The organism is Trichocoleus desertorum AS-A10, from assembly GCF_039962155.1.
In the GTDB taxonomy this organism is placed as follows: domain Bacteria; phylum Cyanobacteriota; class Cyanobacteriia; order FACHB-46; family FACHB-46; genus Trichocoleus.
The window spans coordinates 1-17,195 of record NZ_JAMPKN010000020.1; the positions used below are offsets into that span (position 1 = coordinate 1).

Sequence of the window (17,195 nt, forward strand, 5' to 3'; positions counted from 1 at the left end):
CTTTTCAGGGCGGTATCGCAACCGGAGAGAGCGGTTTGGCTTACGCTTGAACTTGATTGCTGGCTTGCTCAACTATGAACTGGCACATCCCTCTTGATTCATGCAGGAGGTCTATTCTCCAAAAAATTAGCGATCGCCAATTCCATCAATTAGTGATGGCGAATATGGCGATCGCTGGGGGGCTGATGTTGTGGGAGCAGCGCGATTTAATGACTTTTTGGCAGGCAATCCATTAATCAGCGGTTGCCTTAATCAGCGATTGCATTCAGCGATTAATAGGAGCCGCGATAAATCCGGTGCGCTTGCTCGCGGGGTAACCAGCTATAAGCAGACAATTCATCTTCTGGGAAATTACGACTAGGCTTGGGCTCTGGAGGCGCAGGCTTTGATTCGGTAACCGCAAAGTTGGGCCAAGTTCTCGACGAAATTTTGCTGTGAGGAGGCAGAAATTCGTGTTCCTCCGGATCGTAAGACAAAACTTCTCCAGTTTCGATGCTGTAAACCCACCCGTGGAGGGCCAGCTTGCCTTCGTGGAGTTTAGAGTGGATCACTGGGTAGGTTTTCAGGTTTTCTAGTTGGGTAATCACGTTTTCCGCGATCGCCGATTCTAAAAGTTCTTCCCCTTCGCGATCGCTGTAATGCTCTCTGAGCAGACGGCGAGTGGCTTCAGCATGCTTGAGCCATTCGTATACCAGGGGCATCTCTTCTTCTAAGCTGCTGAGCTTGAGTAAGCCTTTCATAGCTCCGCAGTGCGAGTGACCACACACAATTACCTGCTCGATTCCCAAAGCGTGAATTGCATATTCTACGGCTGCGCCCTCTCCACCATTCGCGGCCCCAAAGGGAGGAATTAAGTTACCCGCATTGCGGATAACAAACAGCTCCCCGAGCTGGGCTTGGGTAATCAAGTTGGGGTCAATCCGGGAATCGGAGCAAGCGATAAACAGCACTCTCGGTTTCTGACCATGCGCGAGTTGTTCAAACAGGTCTTGGTGTTGGCTGAAATATCCGGCCTGAAACTCCCGCAGACCTTTGATCAATTTCTTCATAAAGGCGGCTCGATTCCCATCATAGGTAATTAATTTTAGTTGGTTTCTGCCTCAACTCTGATTAATGTTCCTAATGAAAGGCTTTAGTGAATTAGACGCTGAGCAGCTTTAGCCAGAGAGTAGTGGTGAGGCGATCGCTCGGCTGCTACCGAACCTTCTGTAGAGGCATTCTCTGCGGTGGAAGCGCTACACAAATGAAAAACACCCCTATTGACTAAACAGATTAATCAGACTTTTTCCAAAGAAAAACCAATATAGCCAAAAAGCGATATGAAGGGCAGCGATTAGCCAAAATACAACTTGATAGGAAGTTTTTCTGGTTTTATGGCGTAATTTTTGTTGAGCCACAAAGCCTCCTAACCATCCACCCAGCAGCTCACAGAGGTGCAGCGTCTTTTCTGGTACTCTCCACTGTTTCTGCTGCGCCCGAGCTTTATCCGTAGCATACAGGCAGAACGTGACTACGCTCATCACAGGATAAAGAATGAGAGGAATGACATTAGCAGTTGTTAAGGCAAAATGAACTGCTCCTACGCTAGGTAGTAAAGCTAAAAGCAACGCTGCTACAGTAGATTGTGCAGACCAGGCTCTAGGTTGTGATCTCGCTCCTGTTTGGGTCACAGAAGATGGAGAGTGGGGTGCTTGCTTGGGAACCGCTCCTTGAATGGAAGCGTTTGAAGCGCGTGCTTTTCCGTCTTGCTCAACGCTGAGCTGATAGTAAATGACATCCCCTACTTGAGGTCGGTGGCTGGGGTCTTTCAAGGCAGTGATATGTAGGAAAACCTGCTTGTCACTATCACTTGCTTGGATGAAGCCAAAGCCTCGATCATCCTTCCATGTCACTAACTGACCTTTACGCAAAACGGGTTTCATTAATTAGCAGCAAATGTATAACTGCTTGTAATGTGCCCATCATTTTAGGTGCGATCGCCACCTTAAAACTCCAGACATAAGAGAGGTAAGATGCGTGAATCTTGGGCCACGCACCAAATCTTTAAAACTCATGCGTTACGGCTGCGCCTAACACCCGCTACGTTTTGGCTTGGCTTAAGTTGAGAATATTTAGTACAATTGAACTGTAAAGTTGATAGTTTTGGCTGGGCTGACAAGGCTATGGAGCAGCGATCGTGGTTGCTGATCTCTCCCAGAATTGCTGCACTCGCTGCCAAACCTGTTCTACTAAATCAGGGGCATCAGAATCGAACCAGGTAATGGTGGGGTCAGCGTGAAACCAGGTGCGTTGGCGCTTGGCAAACTGTCGAGTATGCAACACCGTTAAATCTCGCGCTGCTGAAAGTGAGATTTCTCCTGCCAAATACTGCTTGATCTCTTGGTAGCCCAGAGTATTGAGCAAAGGTAGGTCAGGGCCGTATTTATTGCACAAGGTTGCCACCTCATCGACAAAGCCAACGGCGACCATTTGATCAGTACGCTGCTCAATCCGCCGAGTCAGGCGATCGCCCTCGGCATCTAGCCCAATCTGCAAGATCGGGTAACTGGGCGGATTTTCACCCTGTTGGGCGGATATAGCTCGGCCTGTGGTGTAGAACACTTCTAGCGCCCGCAAAGTCCGTACTTGGTCATTGGCGTGAATTCGGGCTGCTGAAGCAGGATCAACTTGCTGTAGGAAGCTGTAGATCTGGCGCTGACCCAACCCCTGAAGCTGCAATCGCAATTCCGGTTGCGGTGGTACGCGAGGAATAATCAACCCTTGCACCACGGAGCGAATGTATAGTCCGGTGCCACCGACAAGAAAAGGGATAGGAAGAAATCTGTGAAACTGAGCAATCAAGCCCTGGGCCTGTTCCTGGTAGTCTGCCAGGGTTAAGGTTTCAGTTGGGGCACAAATGTCTATTAAATAGTGGGGAATTTGTTGTTGCTCAGCTATGGTGGGTTTGGCGGTGCCAATGTCGAATTCCCGGTAGACTTGGCGGGAGTCAGCACTGAGGATGGCTGCGGATTCTAGGCGTTGGGCTAGGGCGATCGCCAGCCCCGATTTACCTGAGGCAGTAGGGCCACAAATCACAACCAAACTAGGTACCTGTATCGCCTTTTGATCCATCCCTACCATAAAGCTCGCTGGAAACGCCTCTAAAATCGCTTATAACCCTTTTGTGCTATAATTTTGATAGATTTTGGTGTCTTGAGGCTTGATCGAGCTTCAGACCTAATTATTGGAGCGCTTCATTCATGACAAGCAATTACGGTGCCGATCAGATTCAAGTCCTTGAGGGTCTTGAGCCAGTCCGTAAACGACCGGGTATGTATATCGGCAGTACGGGACCGCGAGGACTCCATCATTTAGTTTACGAGGTCGTTGATAATTCTGTTGATGAAGCGCTGGCAGGTTACTGTAAGCACATCCGGATTGATATTAATGCTGACGGCTCAGTCACTGTAGAAGACGATGGCCGAGGCATTCCGACCGATGTTCACCCCCGCACGGGCAAGTCGGCTTTAGAGACGGTCATGACCGTACTGCACGCAGGCGGTAAGTTTGGTGGTGGTGGCTATAAGGTCTCTGGCGGCTTACACGGGGTGGGCATTTCAGTAGTGAATGCCTTGTCCGAGTGGGTAGAGGTGGTAGTTCGGCGAGACAAGAAGGTTCACACGCAGCGCTTTGAGCGTGGCGTGGCAATGACAGAATTGACTGTCAAGCCTACATCTGAAGCTCGTACCGGAACAATGGTTAGCTTTAGGCCAGATGAGACCATCTTTACGACTGGCATTGAGTTTGACTACACGACACTCTCCAGTCGGCTTCGGGAACTAGCCTACCTGAATGCAGGCGTAGAAATTACGTTCACGGACTATCGCTTAGAACTAGTTAAAGGCGACGAGCCTCGCTCTGAAACCTACTTCTATGAAGGCGGCATCCGGGAATACATCAGCTACATGAACCGGGACAAGCAACCGCTGCATGAAGAGATTATCTACGTGCAAGGCGAACGCAACAATGTGCAGGTAGAGGTTTCTCTGCAATGGTGTACCGATGCTTATACCGACAGCTTGCTAGGCTTTGCGAACAATATTCGCACCATTGACGGCGGAACTCACCTCGAAGGTCTCAAGGCGGTGCTGACTCGCACGCTAAACAACTTGGCGCGTAAGCGTAACAAGCTGAAGGATAATGACCCCAACCTGGCAGGTGAGAACATCCGGGAAGGTCTAACCGCTGTAATTTCTGTTAAAGTGCCAGACCCAGAGTTTGAGGGCCAAACCAAAACTAAGCTAGGCAACACAGAAGTCCGAGGAATTGTGGACTCTCTGGTCGGAGAAGTCCTGACTGAGTATCTAGAGTTCCGTCCGGGGGTTACGGACAGCATTTTAGAGAAGGCAATTCAGGCGTTTAACGCTGCGGAAGCGGCTCGTCGGGCTAGGGAACTCGTGCGGCGGAAGTCGGTGCTAGAGTCCTCGACGCTTCCCGGTAAGCTAGCGGATTGTAGTTCTCGTGATCCTAGCGAATCGGAAATCTTTATTGTGGAAGGGGACTCTGCGGGTGGTTCTGCAAAGCAGGGACGCGATCGCCGTTTCCAAGCGATTCTGCCGTTGCGAGGCAAGATTCTCAACATTGAGAAAACCGATGATGCCAAGATCTACAAGAACACTGAGATTCAAGCATTAATTACGGCGCTGGGTCTGGGAATTAAGGGCGAAGAATTTGATTCTTCTCAACTGCGCTACCACCGCATCGTAATCATGACGGACGCGGACGTAGATGGTGCACACATCCGGACGCTGTTGCTCACCTTCTTCTACCGCTATCAGCGATCGCTCGTGGAGCAAGGGTTCATCTATATTGCTTGCCCTCCCCTCTACAAAGTGGAACGGGGTCGTAGCCACTACTACTGCTATAGCGATCGCGAGATGACTAACCTAGTACAGCATGAGTTTCCCGCGAATGCTAATTACACGATCCAGCGGTTTAAGGGTTTGGGTGAAATGATGCCGACCCAACTTTGGGAAACCACGATGAACCCAGAAAGCCGTACCTTGAAGCGCGTGGAGATCGAAGATGCGGCTGAAGCTGACCGGATCTTTACGGTTCTGATGGGCGATCGCGTGGCACCTCGTCGGGAATTTATCGAGACCTATGGGCCAAAGCTCAACCTGATCGACTTAGATATCTAGGTAAGTATTGGTTATCTTTTGGTAGAGCTGGAGAGGCAACTCATTGGACTACCCCTAATCATTAGTTAGAGGGATTGACTTAACCAACGACGGACGAACAGTCTGACTCAAATGGTCTAACTTGTAAGAGAACCTAAAGGTTCCAAGCTATTAATGTTCATTCTCTTGTAGCTTCTACCGTGCTTTAAGTCGATAGAAGCTACATTTCTTATAAGCCTCTAGACAACAAAAAGCCTCTGTTAAACACAGAGGCTTTTTGCTTAGGAAGGGTTGAAAAAAATTATTTCGTTTGAAGCTTTACAGCTTAGTGAACACTACGACGGCTGGTAACAGCGTAGTAGATGAACAGAGCGACGATTGCACCCAAGACGGAAACGAGGATACCGCCAATGCTTAGGCCAGCCGCACCCAAGGCTAACGTGCCTGTGGTCAAGAAGCTGTAGAGGGTTCCACCCAGGAAAGCACCGATAATTCCTAACAGCATGGTGCCAAGAATACCGCCACCTTGACGACCAGGGTAGATAGCTTTTGCAATAGCACCTGCAATCAAACCTAATACGATCCAAGCCAAAATATTCATTGTTATTTCCTCAGAATCAATAAACTAAATATTCAACAACCGCACAAAGTGTTCTAAATTTCGCGATGCGCGTTCTTTAATGTATATAGATTAGCGAGTTACCCAGGGTTGGAGGCACTACCGGAAGGGGGAAACCCCTTCATGCTTGAGTAATAGTCTTAAATTTTTTAAGCTCTACCCATACATAGAGTGGATTGAAGAATATTTAGGCTTCGCCAGAGATCTGGCATAAGACTGTGCGATCGCGAGGACCGTCTAACTCGAACAATAGTATTGATTGGTAAGTTCCTAAAGCTAGTTCGCCGTTGATCACTGGAATTACTTCACTCGTGCTTAGGGTTATTGCCATGAGGTGGGAGTGAGCGTTCATGGGTTCGTCTTCGGGAATGTTGGGTCTGAGGTGCAGATCATTATGTAAGTAGCGATCGCTTTCGGGTGCTAGTTTTTCAAGATATTTTTTGATGTCTTGCAGGAGTCGTTCTTCGTGTTCGTTGATGGCTAAAGCGGTGGTGGTGTGGCGGGAGAACACGAGTACCTGCCCGTTTTGAATGGAACTTGTAGCAAGTACTGTTTCGATTTGTGGGGTAATGTTGTGGATATTGATGCCTTGGCTGGTTTTTATTTCGATTAGTTTGTGGACGATTGGCATTTTTCTGATCGGGTTTAACTGTTTTGTGGAAGACTCTTGGGGGCACTCACCCCCAAACCCCCGCTGAAGGATTTGCGTCCTCCAGACCTCCTCCAGCGGTAACCTTGGGTTGCTCAGTTTTGCTCTAGGTGTTGAGACATTTATAGAGGTAGCTATAGAGGCAGCTTAGGACAAAATGCTTTGCAAACCTTTTACTAGCCGCTCGATCCCTGCGGTGGCTGTCTCTTTTTGCAAGGCTCCATAACCTATGCGGAGGTAACATCCTTCTGTCATGCCGAAGGTGTCTCCTGGTAGGACGGCTACTCGATGTTCGCGAATGAGGCGTTCGATTAATTGCATTGCTGGTAGGTCTGTATGGACTTTGAGGAAGCAGTAGAAGGCTCCTTCTGTCGGTGCAACGGTACACAGGTGATCCAAATGCTGGAGTTCGCTGAGAACTAGGTGGCGGACTTCGGCGATCGCGTGCAAATGCTCTTGGCAGTAGGCAATTCCTGTCTGTAAGGCTCCGACAGCAGCGTACTGGGAGATGACGGGGGGACAAATCAGAATGGTGTCCTGCACCTTTTTCACAGCTACGGAAAGTGATGCTGGGATCACCATGTAGCCGATGCGCCAACTGGCAAAGCCATAAGCCTTAGAGAGGCTGAAGAGAGAAATAGTGTGGGGATCGCTGCCTGCGAAGGAACCTGGAGAGATGTGCGGCACACCGTCGTAGGTGAAGTATTCGTAAGCTTCGTCGCTGATGTGATAAATACCGCGATCGCGACAGAGCTGATTTACTGCTTGTAAAGCCGCTTTGGGGTACACGACACCTGTGGGATTGTTGGGGGAAATGGTGACGACTGCACGAGTGCGTCCGGTAATCGCTTGAGCGATCGCTTCTGGACGTAACTGGTAATTCTCATCGGTGGGTACAAAGACAGGGCGGCACCCAGCGATCGTAATTGCCATGTCGTGGTTGAAGTAGTAGGGCGTTTGCAGAATGACTTCATCGCCTACGGAAGTAATGGCGAGAAGGGCGTGCATAAAGGCCATATTGCTGCCTGCTGTCACTACCACAGCGTTTTGCTCGTTGATCTCAATGCGATTAAAGGTGCAAAGCTTACCCGCGATCGCCTCTAGTAACGGTGGAATTCCTTCGTTTGCTTTATATAAATGATTCGTTGGGTCAGCTAGAAACTGAGATATCTGCGCGATCGCTTCCGGTGGAGGCCCATAGTAAACCACTCCTTGCCCTAAGGAAATCGTGCCAGGATATTGACGAATCAGTTCCCCCACGATCGGAATGATGGGAGACTGGACTGCCTGCATACGAGAGATCAAATTTTCCATGCGAATATGAGCGGATATGAGCAAATATGGTGCGATCGCTGGCTTCAATTGTCTCTTAAAAACCTTTTGCAGGGGTCTAGGGGATGCAATCGTGCCTCAGCAGGGGTTTGGACAGGTGCTTCCAAGTCTTTGGTTCTCGTCTCCAAAGTGGCAACCATCACAACTAGAAGATCTCTCTTTCGGCACTAGCCTCAATAGTTTCCCTCCCAGCACAATTCCTAGTTGAACCGGCTTTATTCATGTTTTTATTCATCTGCGATCGCACAGCTCTAATCAGCAGTGCGCTAGTTTTTTACGTTTTCAGGGAGGACATTGAGCGTGAGACTTGGGGCGCAATATTTAGGAAATGGTCAATGTGAATTTATCTTGTGGGCACCTACTGCTGCTACAGTCTCCTTGCAACTACTGGCTCCTAATCAACAGCAAATTGCGATGGAGCAACAGGAGAGTGGGTATTGGCGTGTAGTAGTCTCTGACGTGCAGCCAGGCACTCTTTACCAGTACCAATTAAATGACGGCGAAACTCGCCCTGATCCTGCTTCAAATTTACAACCGCAAGGTGTACATGGTCCTTCGCAAGTTGTTGATCCCCAGTTTAATTGGAGCGATCGCAACTGGAGCGGTGTCCCCTTAGAGGCAATGATTCTCTACGAATTGCATGTTGGCACCTTTACCCAGGAAGGCACGTTTGAAGCCGCCATCTCCCGATTGCCCGATTTGAAAGATCTGGGGATCAACGCGATCGAAATCATGCCAGTGGCACAGTTCCCAGGCGATCGCAACTGGGGGTACGACGGAGTTTATCCTTTTGCCGTCCAAGACTCTTACGGTGGACCAGAAGGCTTAAAAAAACTAGTCGATGCCTGCCATCAGCAAGGGTTGGCGGTCGTGCTGGACGTGGTTTACAACCACTTTGGCCCGGAAGGTAACTACCTCAGCCACTTCGGTCCTTACTTTACGAACACCTACCGGACCCCCTGGGGCAGCGCCATTAATTTCGATGATGCTTATAGCCCTGGAGTTCGCAATTACTTCATTGAAAATACCCTGTATTGGCTGCGAGATTACCACATTGATGCCTTGCGCCTAGATGCTGTCCATGCCATCTACGACCTTGGTGCCAAGCACTTTCTCCAAGAACTAGGCGAGAATGTGGCAACTCTATCCGAGCAAGTGGGTCGCGAGCTATATCTGATTGCCGAAAGTGATCTTAATGATCCCCGTGTGATTCGTTCGGTGGCGCAGGGAGGATATGGTCTAGATGCTCAGTGGAGTGATGACTTTCACCATGCTCTCCATGCCCTAGTGAGCAACGATCGCCAAGGCTATTACCAAGACTATGGTGAATGCGAGCAACTAGCTAAAGCTTATAGTGATACCTTCGTCTACGACTGGAAGTACTCACCCCATCGCCACCGCTTTCATGGCAATGTCGTCACCGATCGCCCCTGCTCTCAGTTCGTAATTTGCAGCCAAAACCACGACCAGATTGGCAACCGCATGTTGGGTGAGCGGCTCTCCCATATGATCCCCTACGAAGCGGCTAAACTGACGGCGGCTGCGGTTCTACTATCTCCTTACATTCCGTTGCTGTTTATGGGCGAGGAATATGACGAACCAGCGCCTTTTGTTTACTTCGTCAGCCACTCCGATCCTGATTTGATCAAAGCGGTACGGGAAGGCCGTAAGCAGGAATTTGCCGCTTTCCACTGCGAAGGCGAACCCGACGACCCAGAAGCTCCGGAAACCTTTAACAAGTGCAAGCTGAACTGGGAAAAGCGCCACGAAGGCAAAAACAAAACCATGTTGGATTGGTACAAACATTTGATCCAACTGCGGAAAACCATTCCTGCCCTGACTCAGCTCAGCCGCGATCGCCTCAGTGCCACCAGTACTGAAACCTTGATCGTGCTACGGCGCTGGAGCGAAACTGAGCAAATTGCGATCTTAATGAACTTCAGCGACCAGCCTATTACTTGCCAACCAGATATCCCAACTGCTGAGTGGCACAAAATCCTCGACTCAGCCGATTCAAAATGGCAAGGCTCTGCTGCCTCTTCCTCCGATGCTTTAGCACCTCAGCAATCCGTGACATTGCAACCGTGGAATTGTGTGGTTTACCAAGCGATCGCCTGATGTAACTGCCTCTCCTGCTTTTGCATTTTTATCCTTCATCCCTCCTCTTTCACTTCTCCCCCACTTCTCCCTCATTCCCCCTGACTCAGGAGCCAAAACTTTCCTATGAGGATTCCTCGCGCTACATATCGCATCCAGTTCAACTCCGCCTTCGGTTTTGAGGATGCTCAAAAGATTGCTTCCTACCTCGCTCATTTGGGTATTTCTGACCTGTATGCTTCTCCTATTTTCAAGGCTAGGGCTGGTAGCACTCACGGCTATGATGTGGTTGATCCCAGCCAACTGAATCCAGAGCTAGGAACCCCTGATGCTTTTGAATCTCTGGTGCAGGAATTGCAATCTCATCAGATGGGTTGGTTGCAAGACATTGTGCCCAACCACATGGCCTATGACAGCGAAAACCAGTACCTGATGGACGTGCTGGAAAATGGTCCTAGTTCTGACTATGTCGAGTATTTTGATATCGCTTGGAATGCTCCCTTTGCCAATAGTGAGGATCGGATTCTTGCACCTTTGTTAGGTGATTTTTATGGACGTTGCTTAGAGAATGGGCAGATTCAACTTGACTACGATGAAACAGGACTGAGTGTTAATTATTACAGCCTGAAGTTACCGCTTAAATTAGAGTCTTATGCACAATTCCTGACTCAAAATTTAGGGCAGCTAGCTAGAACTTTAGGTAGGCATAATCCTGATTTCGTTAAATTGCTTGGCATTCTTTACTTAGTCAAGAGCGTTCCTTCAGAAGTGACTGGGAAGCAACGACAAGACCAAATTGCTTTTGTCAAAGGATTACTTTGGGAGTTATACACCAGTAATGAAGAAGTCAAAGCTTTTATTGAACAAAATATTCAAACCTTTAATGGAGAAGCAGGCAATTCAGAGAGCTTTAACCTACTAGATAGTCTACTGTCTGACCAGTTCTTTCGGCTTTCCTTTTGGAAAGTAGGGGCGGAAGAAATTAATTACCGTCGTTTCTTTACCGTCAATGAATTAATTTCCGTTAAAGTCGAAGAACTGAAGGTTTTTAACAATACTCATAACCTTATTTTCAAGTTAGTAGAATCGGGTAAATTTACTGGATTAAGAATTGATCATATTGATGGTCTTTATAATCCAATCCAGTATTTAGAGCGTCTGCGCGAAAAAATAGGTGATACTTATATCACTGTGGAAAAAATCTTAGAAGCAGGAGAAGATTTACCCAGTAATTGGCCGATTGAGGGCACTTCTGGCTATGACTACTTGAACTATGTCAATGGCATCTTCTGTCGAGTTGATAATGAGCAGCGATTTGATGAGATCTATACGAAACTAACTCGTACTAGAGCTGGCTATGGTGAGTTGGTAAATCAAAATAAACGGCTAATTCTGGAGAAGAATTTAGCTGGGGATATTGAGAACCTAACTTATTTGCTCAAAAACATATCTAGTAAGTATCGCTACGGCAACGATTTTACGATCAATGGTTTGAAGCGGGCGTTGGCGGAAGTGTTGACCATCTTCCCGATTTACCGCACCTACATCACGCAGGAAGGCTTACCTGAGCGCGATCGCGCCTACATCACAGAAGTAATTGATCGCGCTAAAGAACGGGTGCCTCTGCTCCAAAATGAGCTGAACTTCATTGAGAAACTGCTGCTCCTAGAATATGAAGACTCTCTCACTCAAGCCGAGAGAGACTACTGGCTCTATTTCGTCATGCGATTGCAGCAGTACACCGGACCTCTGATGGCTAAGGGGGTCGAGGACACTACCCTCTATGTTTACAACCGCTTGCTATCCCTCAATGAAGTCGGCGGTGACCCTAGCCACTTTGGGTTATCTCTTGACGCTTTCCATGAGTTCAATCACAAACGGCAGACCGATTGGCCTTACGCTATGAGCGCCACTGCGACTCATGACACTAAGCGTGGGGAAGATGTCCGGGCTCGGCTCAATGTCCTTTCCGAAATCCCAGATGAGTGGGAGCAGCAAGTCAGCACTTGGAGCCAAATTAATCGCTCTCAGAAGGTGCGTCGGCAGCGCGAAATCATGCCTGATGAGAATGATGAATACTTCTTTTACCAAACCGTGGTTGGGGCGTTTCCTTTTCAGGATGGTGAGTTTGAGCAGTTCGTCGGGCGAGTTAAGGATTATGTGATTAAGGGCGTACGGGAGGCGAAGGTACATACGGCTTGGCTCAGACCGGATGCAGCCTACGAAGATGCCTTTGCTCAGTTTGTGGAATCAGTCTTGCAACCTGGTGGAGATAACCCGTTCCTGAAGGAGTTGCGTCCTTTCCAAGAGCGAGTGGCCTACTATGGCATGTTTAACTCTCTATCACAAACGCTACTGAAGCTGACTTCTCCTGGTATCCCTGACATATACCAAGGCACTGAGTTTTGGGAATTGAGTTTGGTGGACCCTGATAACCGTCGGCCTGTAGATTTTGAGCAGCGTCAGGCTTGTTTAGATGATCTGAAACAGAAGATCGCGAACAATATTCCAGAGCTGATTACTGAACTGTTAGAGACGAAGGAAGATGGCAGAATTAAGCTGTTTTTGACTTTCCAAGGGCTGCAAGCTAGAGCTAAACATAGTGACCTATTTCAGGATGGCGACTATTTGCCACTCCAAGTGACTGGTAAGTTGCAAGACCATATCATTGCTTTTGCGAGAAGGCAGGGAAATGAAACAGCGATCGCGATCGCGCCTCGGTTCCTCACGAGTGTGATTCAACCTGGGGAGTATCCTCTAACTCAACAAGTATGGGAGGATACGGCCATTGAGCTGCCTCAAGGTGCTCCTACTTCTTGGCACAATGCGATTACGGCACAATCGCTGCAAGCTGAGGGAAGGATACTGGTTGGGGAGGCTTTACAGCATTTTCCTGTAGCTTTGTTGTTTGGTTAGAACAGAACCAAGAGCTTGGGGGCACCTGCCCCCAAACGCCCGCTGGGGGACGCAACCGTCCCTCAGACCTCTTCCAAACGAACTTGAATGTAAGTGTTTCGGGTCTTTGGATTCTGGCTTCTAGTTTTTGGCCTTTAATTTTTGGCTTCTATCTCTTCCCTTTTCATCCTTCACCCTTCCTATTTCATCCCTTCTACTTCCCTGCCGTTCTGCCTGAAAGGATATGTAGCAATGGTTCAGGCTGCTTACATTTATTAATAAATGTAAGTAAAACCTGTGATGTAATGGGTTGAATTCGGATGAATGTTGGCTTGCTGGGGCTTTTGGTGCTTCTGGCTCAATAGAGCTTCAGAATATTTAACACAAATTCTCATCAAATCGTTTTACTGTAACGATTTAGGTGGCTTTTTAGTTTTTCGTAAGGATTGCCATTCCAGCAAGCAACTTTAGTGTTGGGAAGTTTAGCAGGACATTTAGTATGACCAGTACTGTCGCTACCAATTTAGAGGGCAACGGTAATTTAGCAACAAAACTCCGTGAGGGTACTAAAAAAGCCCATACTATGGCCGAGAATGTCGGCTTTGTGAAGTGCTTTTTGAAGGGAGTAGTTGAGCAAAACTCTTACCGGAAGCTAGTCGCTAACCTCTACTTCGTTTATTCTGCGATCGAAGAAGAGATGGATCGGCTCCAGCACCACCCTATTGTTTCGAAATTTTACTTTCCTCAACTGAGCCGTAAGGTCAGTCTGGAGACGGATCTTTACTACTACTACGGTCCTAACTGGCGCGAGGAAGTGGCTCCTTCGGCTGCGGCTCAAGCCTATGTGCAGCGAATTCATGAGATTGCGGCTACCGAGCCTGAGTTGCTAGCGGCGCATTCTTACACCCGTTACCTTGGCGACCTCTCGGGTGGTCAGATCCTCAAGGGCATTGCTCAACGTGCCATGAATCTTGAGAGCAATGGTACTGCGTTCTACGAATTCGAAGATATTGCGGACGAGAAAGCGTTCAAAAACACCTACCGTCAAGCGATGAATGAGTTGCCCGTGGATGAGGCGACTGCGGATCGGATTGTTGAGGAAGCCAATGCAGCTTTCGGCATGAACATGAAGTTGTTCAATGAGCTAGAAGGTAACCTGATCAAGGCGATCGGTGTGATGCTGTTCAACACGTTGACTCGTCGTCGCGGTCGTGGCAGCACCGAAATGGCGACTGCTGAATAAGCTAGCTGAGCTAGAAAGTTAGCTAACTTTGAGGAACTATCCTCTATCTAAAATTTAGTCTCCCTGGTGAGCGAACTTGTAATCCTGGAGGCTTGGTGGTTGTAAAGCAGTCACTGAGCTTGCAGGATTATTAGCTTGAAGGCATCCTGCTTGCAGTGATAACCTGAACAAGCGGTATTTGGGTCAGCGATCGCCCTTTTCGAGCCTCCCTTTTTCGAGTCTCTTTGAACCGTTTTCAAGCCCTTTTTGAGTTTAGGCATGGCTGCAAAAATTCCTGTTACTGTCATTACTGGCTTCCTTGGCAGTGGTAAAACGACCCTGATTCGCCATGTGTTGCAAAACAACCAAGGTCGGCGAATTGCGGTGTTGGTAAATGAGTTTGGCGAGTTGGGCATTGATGGCGATTTGCTACGCTCTTGCCAAGTGTGTCCAGATGAGTCGGGTGAGGAACAGCCAGTGAGTGCGGTCAACGCCCTTAATATTGTGGAGCTGACGAATGGCTGTCTCTGCTGCACGGTGCAGGAAGAGTTTTTGCCGACGATGCTGGAGCTAATCAAACGGCGAGATGAGCTGGATTGTATTTTGATTGAAACCTCTGGTTTAGCGCTGCCTAAGCCACTGATTCAAGCGTTTCGCTGGCCCGAAATCCGCAATGCTGCGACGGTGGATGGTGTGGTGACGGTGGTGGATTGTGAAGCAGTGACTCAGGGAACGCTGGCGAGTGACTTGCAAGCCCTAGAAGCACAGCGGCAAGCTGACCCCAATCTGGATCATGAAACCCCCTTGCAAGAGTTGTTTGAAGATCAACTCGCCTGTGCTGATCTGGTGGTGCTGAACAAAACGGATTTAGTCGATGCTGAGGCCCAAACTCAAGCCCTAGAACTGATTCAGCAAGAATTGCCCAGAGCGGTGAAGATTGTGGCGAGCGATCGCGGGCAACTCAGCCCAGATGTGTTGCTAGGCTTCCAGGCAGCGGTGGAAGATAACCTGGAGGAGCGCCCCAGTCACCACGACACCGAGGAAGAGCATGACCATGATGACGATATCAGCTCAACTCACGTTGTTTTGCACCAAAGCTTTGACCCGGACCAACTACAACGCCAACTAGAAACTCTGGTGCAAGAGCAAGAAATCTACCGAATTAAGGGATTTGTGGCAGTACCCAACAAGCCGATGCGATTGGTGTTGCAAGGTGTGGGTAAACGCTTTGAGCGCTTCTACGATCGCCCCTGGCAAGCCGATGAGACTCCAGAGACGCGCCTAGTATTTATTGGTCGTGCGATCGATGCTGCCAAGATTGAGTCGCAATTGCTAGGTGCGGCAAACTAAATCAGCAGGAAACCAACCTGAGAGTTAAGCTGTCAGCTAGAAATAGCTAGTATCTCGTTTATTGGTTGCGCTGTGAAATTTGTTTCTATCAATCAACGCTTAAAAAAGCTACCACAGAGTTTTCTAAGCGTTGGCTTTATTTTGGGCATTGTGTTGGTTGCGGCTGTTACCTTGGCTGCAACGCCAAGTTCCTTAACCAGCTTGTTTCGCCCCACCCCAGTTGTGGTCAATTCCAGCTTTATCAGCCCCTTAGTGGAGCTATTTGGCAATGTTGCTGTGGGCAAGCGGGTGTTTGTGGCTGGCAACACGGTTTTAAGGGCCGATCCTGACACGCACATCTGCATTGGCAATGAAACGAATCTTCAAGACAATATTCTCTTCATCGCCCGTCGCCGCACTCTTGCTCCCACTAGTGCCTGTGGCCGCAGATCGAGTAGCGCTGGAAACCAAGTCAGCATTGCTCACCAAGCCAGTATTGAGAATTCCAAAATTGGTAACTTCACCTTCGTCGGTTTTAATGCACGACTGCAGAACACCATCCTAGAAGATGGAGCTTTTGTGCTGCATGGGGCTAAGCTAACTAACGTGCGGATTGGCAAAAACCGTCTGGTACCCATTGGTGCAGTCGTTACCACGCAAGCTCAAGCAGATGCTTTACCGCTAAAAACAGCAGACAACGCAGAGTTTCAAAAAGAAGTTTTAGAAGTAAACGAAGAGTTTGCAGAGCATTATAGTGAACTCTATCGATCGCAGGGATTCGATGCCGTCACTGGTATTAGCCCCGCCCCCCGAACCTCCTGGAACCCAAAACCCGTGCGACCCACCTTAGGCCAGAACGTTCAAATCGATCAATTTGTGCGGATTGTGGGTGATGTTCGTTTGGGTAGTAACAGTGTGGTGGGTCAACGTACCTCGATTCGAGCCGATGAAGGTTCACCAATCATCATTGGCGAGAATGCCGCGATTGAGGACCGAGTTACCTTTCATGCCCTCAAAGGCACCAGTATCCGAATTGGCAGAAACTTAAATACAGACGACAACGTTGTCTTCCACGGCCCTCTAGAAGTTGGCGATAACCTGGCGATCGCAGACGACGCAATCTTGTTTCGCTCTCAAGTCGGTAACAACGTCACGATTGGCACGGGAGCCGTTGTAGTGGGAGTGACGCTACGGGACGGAACCCAGGTGCCGCCGCAAGCTGTGATCACAGCGCAAAATCAAGCAGATGTGTTGAAAACTAATTAAAACTCCTAGAGCAAAGCTAATCAAAACCCTATTTAGCAATAGGGTCTAAGAATAGGCTTGAATGTCCTCACCACACTCGTCTACTAAGTAGCAGAGGGCACGAAATCGGAGGCCCACCAATTCCTCGTATAGAGGATTGAGTTTGCACAGTGGCGGAATGTGAGCCACCCTGCGGCCAAAGAGAGTAATGTCTCTTTCAAAAGGGCACTGAGCAGGAATTGTCTTAGCGAGAAAATGAGCTACTTCAGGAGTCTTGATTTCGATGCCATCTAGCCACTGTCGTAAAGGCTTGAGAGCGTCAAACTGAGCCTTAAACGTAGATGAGCCTTTGGCGGGAGCCGCTGCTGCATGGAACAGGTCGAAACTAACTTGATTTGTTGACGCCATAACATGCGTTCCAAGTAAGAGAGAGTTAGGAATGGCGGCGATGCTCTCAGCAATGCTTTGCGCGATCGCGGGTAGCAGACGCTCTTAACATTCCCATACATAACGATACAAATGCTAGCGAATTGTTCCGTAAAGTGGCAAATATAAACGGGTGATTTTTGATAAATCTCTGATGAAATCTGCAAATTTGTAGCAAAAACTACCAGATTTTTGCCCTTAGAAACTGTTTCAATTCAGACT

The 17,195-nt window shown here is 48.6% G+C and carries 14 protein-coding genes and 1 pseudogene; 8 read left to right on the plus strand and 7 right to left on the minus strand.

Features of this window, described 5'->3' with window-relative positions; all coding sequences use genetic code 11:
• Nucleotides 1-97, plus strand: a pseudogene (locus NDA01_RS21135) (IS5/IS1182 family transposase); the annotation flags it as partial.
• The gene (locus NDA01_RS21140; protein ID WP_348229506.1) at nucleotides 75-236 is read left to right on the plus strand and encodes a hypothetical protein; all 162 of its coding nucleotides are present in this window, start codon (nucleotides 75-77) and stop codon (nucleotides 234-236) included. The pseudogene NDA01_RS21135 and the gene NDA01_RS21140, both read left to right, overlap by 23 nt.
• Nucleotides 237-272: 36 nt before the next feature.
• Here NDA01_RS21140 and NDA01_RS21145 read toward each other — a convergent pair whose 3' ends face one another.
• The 3 genes from NDA01_RS21145 to miaA all read right to left on the minus strand — a co-directional run bounded on the left by NDA01_RS21145 (nucleotide 273) and on the right by miaA (nucleotide 3,120).
• Nucleotides 273-1,049: a carbonic anhydrase gene (locus NDA01_RS21145; protein WP_190440972.1), complete on the minus strand. Its 777-nt coding sequence runs from the start codon at nucleotides 1,047-1,049 to the stop codon at nucleotides 273-275.
• A 207-nt stretch (nucleotides 1,050-1,256) separates the two neighbouring features.
• The gene (locus tag NDA01_RS21150; RefSeq protein WP_348229507.1) at nucleotides 1,257-1,922 is read right to left on the minus strand and encodes a DUF1294 domain-containing protein; all 666 of its coding nucleotides are present in this window, start codon (nucleotides 1,920-1,922) and stop codon (nucleotides 1,257-1,259) included.
• Between the two features lie 238 nt (nucleotides 1,923-2,160).
• A complete protein-coding gene (gene miaA / locus NDA01_RS21155; RefSeq protein WP_348229508.1) occupies nucleotides 2,161-3,120 on the minus strand; it encodes a tRNA (adenosine(37)-N6)-dimethylallyltransferase MiaA in 960 nt (319 codons plus the stop codon).
• Between the two features lie 119 nt (nucleotides 3,121-3,239).
• On the opposite strand from miaA, the gene gyrB reads away from it, so the two are divergent.
• Nucleotides 3,240-5,180: a DNA topoisomerase (ATP-hydrolyzing) subunit B gene (gene gyrB, locus NDA01_RS21160; protein ID WP_348229509.1), complete on the plus strand. Its 1,941-nt coding sequence runs from the start codon at nucleotides 3,240-3,242 to the stop codon at nucleotides 5,178-5,180.
• A gap of 304 nt (nucleotides 5,181-5,484) precedes the next feature.
• On the opposite strand, the gene NDA01_RS21165 is transcribed toward gyrB, so the two are convergent.
• From NDA01_RS21165 to NDA01_RS21175, 3 genes are all read right to left on the minus strand, one after another.
• The gene (locus NDA01_RS21165) at nucleotides 5,485-5,760 is read right to left on the minus strand and encodes a GlsB/YeaQ/YmgE family stress response membrane protein (RefSeq protein WP_190440964.1); all 276 of its coding nucleotides are present in this window, start codon (nucleotides 5,758-5,760) and stop codon (nucleotides 5,485-5,487) included.
• Between the two features lie 205 nt (nucleotides 5,761-5,965).
• Complete coding sequence (locus NDA01_RS21170) at nucleotides 5,966-6,409, minus strand: secondary thiamine-phosphate synthase enzyme YjbQ (protein WP_190553368.1); 444 nt, start codon at nucleotides 6,407-6,409, stop codon at nucleotides 5,966-5,968.
• Between the two features lie 165 nt (nucleotides 6,410-6,574).
• On the minus strand, nucleotides 6,575-7,741 hold the full coding sequence (locus tag NDA01_RS21175) for a pyridoxal phosphate-dependent aminotransferase (protein WP_348229510.1): 1,167 nt from the start codon (nucleotides 7,739-7,741) through the stop codon (nucleotides 6,575-6,577).
• A gap of 318 nt (nucleotides 7,742-8,059) precedes the next feature.
• Between NDA01_RS21175 and treZ the strand changes: the two genes are divergently transcribed.
• From treZ to NDA01_RS21200, 5 genes are all read left to right on the plus strand, one after another.
• Nucleotides 8,060-9,877 (plus strand): malto-oligosyltrehalose trehalohydrolase, encoded by a 1,818-nt coding sequence (gene treZ / locus NDA01_RS21180; RefSeq protein ID WP_348229511.1) that lies wholly within the window; start codon nucleotides 8,060-8,062, stop codon nucleotides 9,875-9,877.
• A 105-nt stretch (nucleotides 9,878-9,982) separates the two neighbouring features.
• Nucleotides 9,983-12,772, plus strand: coding sequence for a malto-oligosyltrehalose synthase (treY, locus tag NDA01_RS21185; RefSeq protein ID WP_348229512.1), 2,790 nt, complete (start codon nucleotides 9,983-9,985; stop codon nucleotides 12,770-12,772).
• 478 nt (nucleotides 12,773-13,250) lie between these two features.
• Complete coding sequence (locus tag NDA01_RS21190; protein ID WP_348229513.1) at nucleotides 13,251-13,994, plus strand: biliverdin-producing heme oxygenase; 744 nt, start codon at nucleotides 13,251-13,253, stop codon at nucleotides 13,992-13,994.
• Nucleotides 13,995-14,252: 258 nt separating this feature from the next.
• Entirely contained in the window at nucleotides 14,253-15,323 is a 1,071-nt protein-coding gene (gene cobW / locus NDA01_RS21195) for a cobalamin biosynthesis protein CobW (protein ID WP_348229514.1), read from the plus strand.
• Between the two features lie 72 nt (nucleotides 15,324-15,395).
• On the plus strand, nucleotides 15,396-16,568 hold the full coding sequence (locus NDA01_RS21200) for an LbetaH domain-containing protein (RefSeq protein WP_348229515.1): 1,173 nt from the start codon (nucleotides 15,396-15,398) through the stop codon (nucleotides 16,566-16,568).
• A gap of 45 nt (nucleotides 16,569-16,613) precedes the next feature.
• On the opposite strand, the gene NDA01_RS21205 is transcribed toward NDA01_RS21200, so the two are convergent.
• Complete coding sequence (locus NDA01_RS21205) at nucleotides 16,614-16,955, minus strand: Mo-dependent nitrogenase C-terminal domain-containing protein (RefSeq protein ID WP_348229516.1); 342 nt, start codon at nucleotides 16,953-16,955, stop codon at nucleotides 16,614-16,616.
• Nucleotides 16,956-17,195 lie beyond the last annotated feature (240 nt).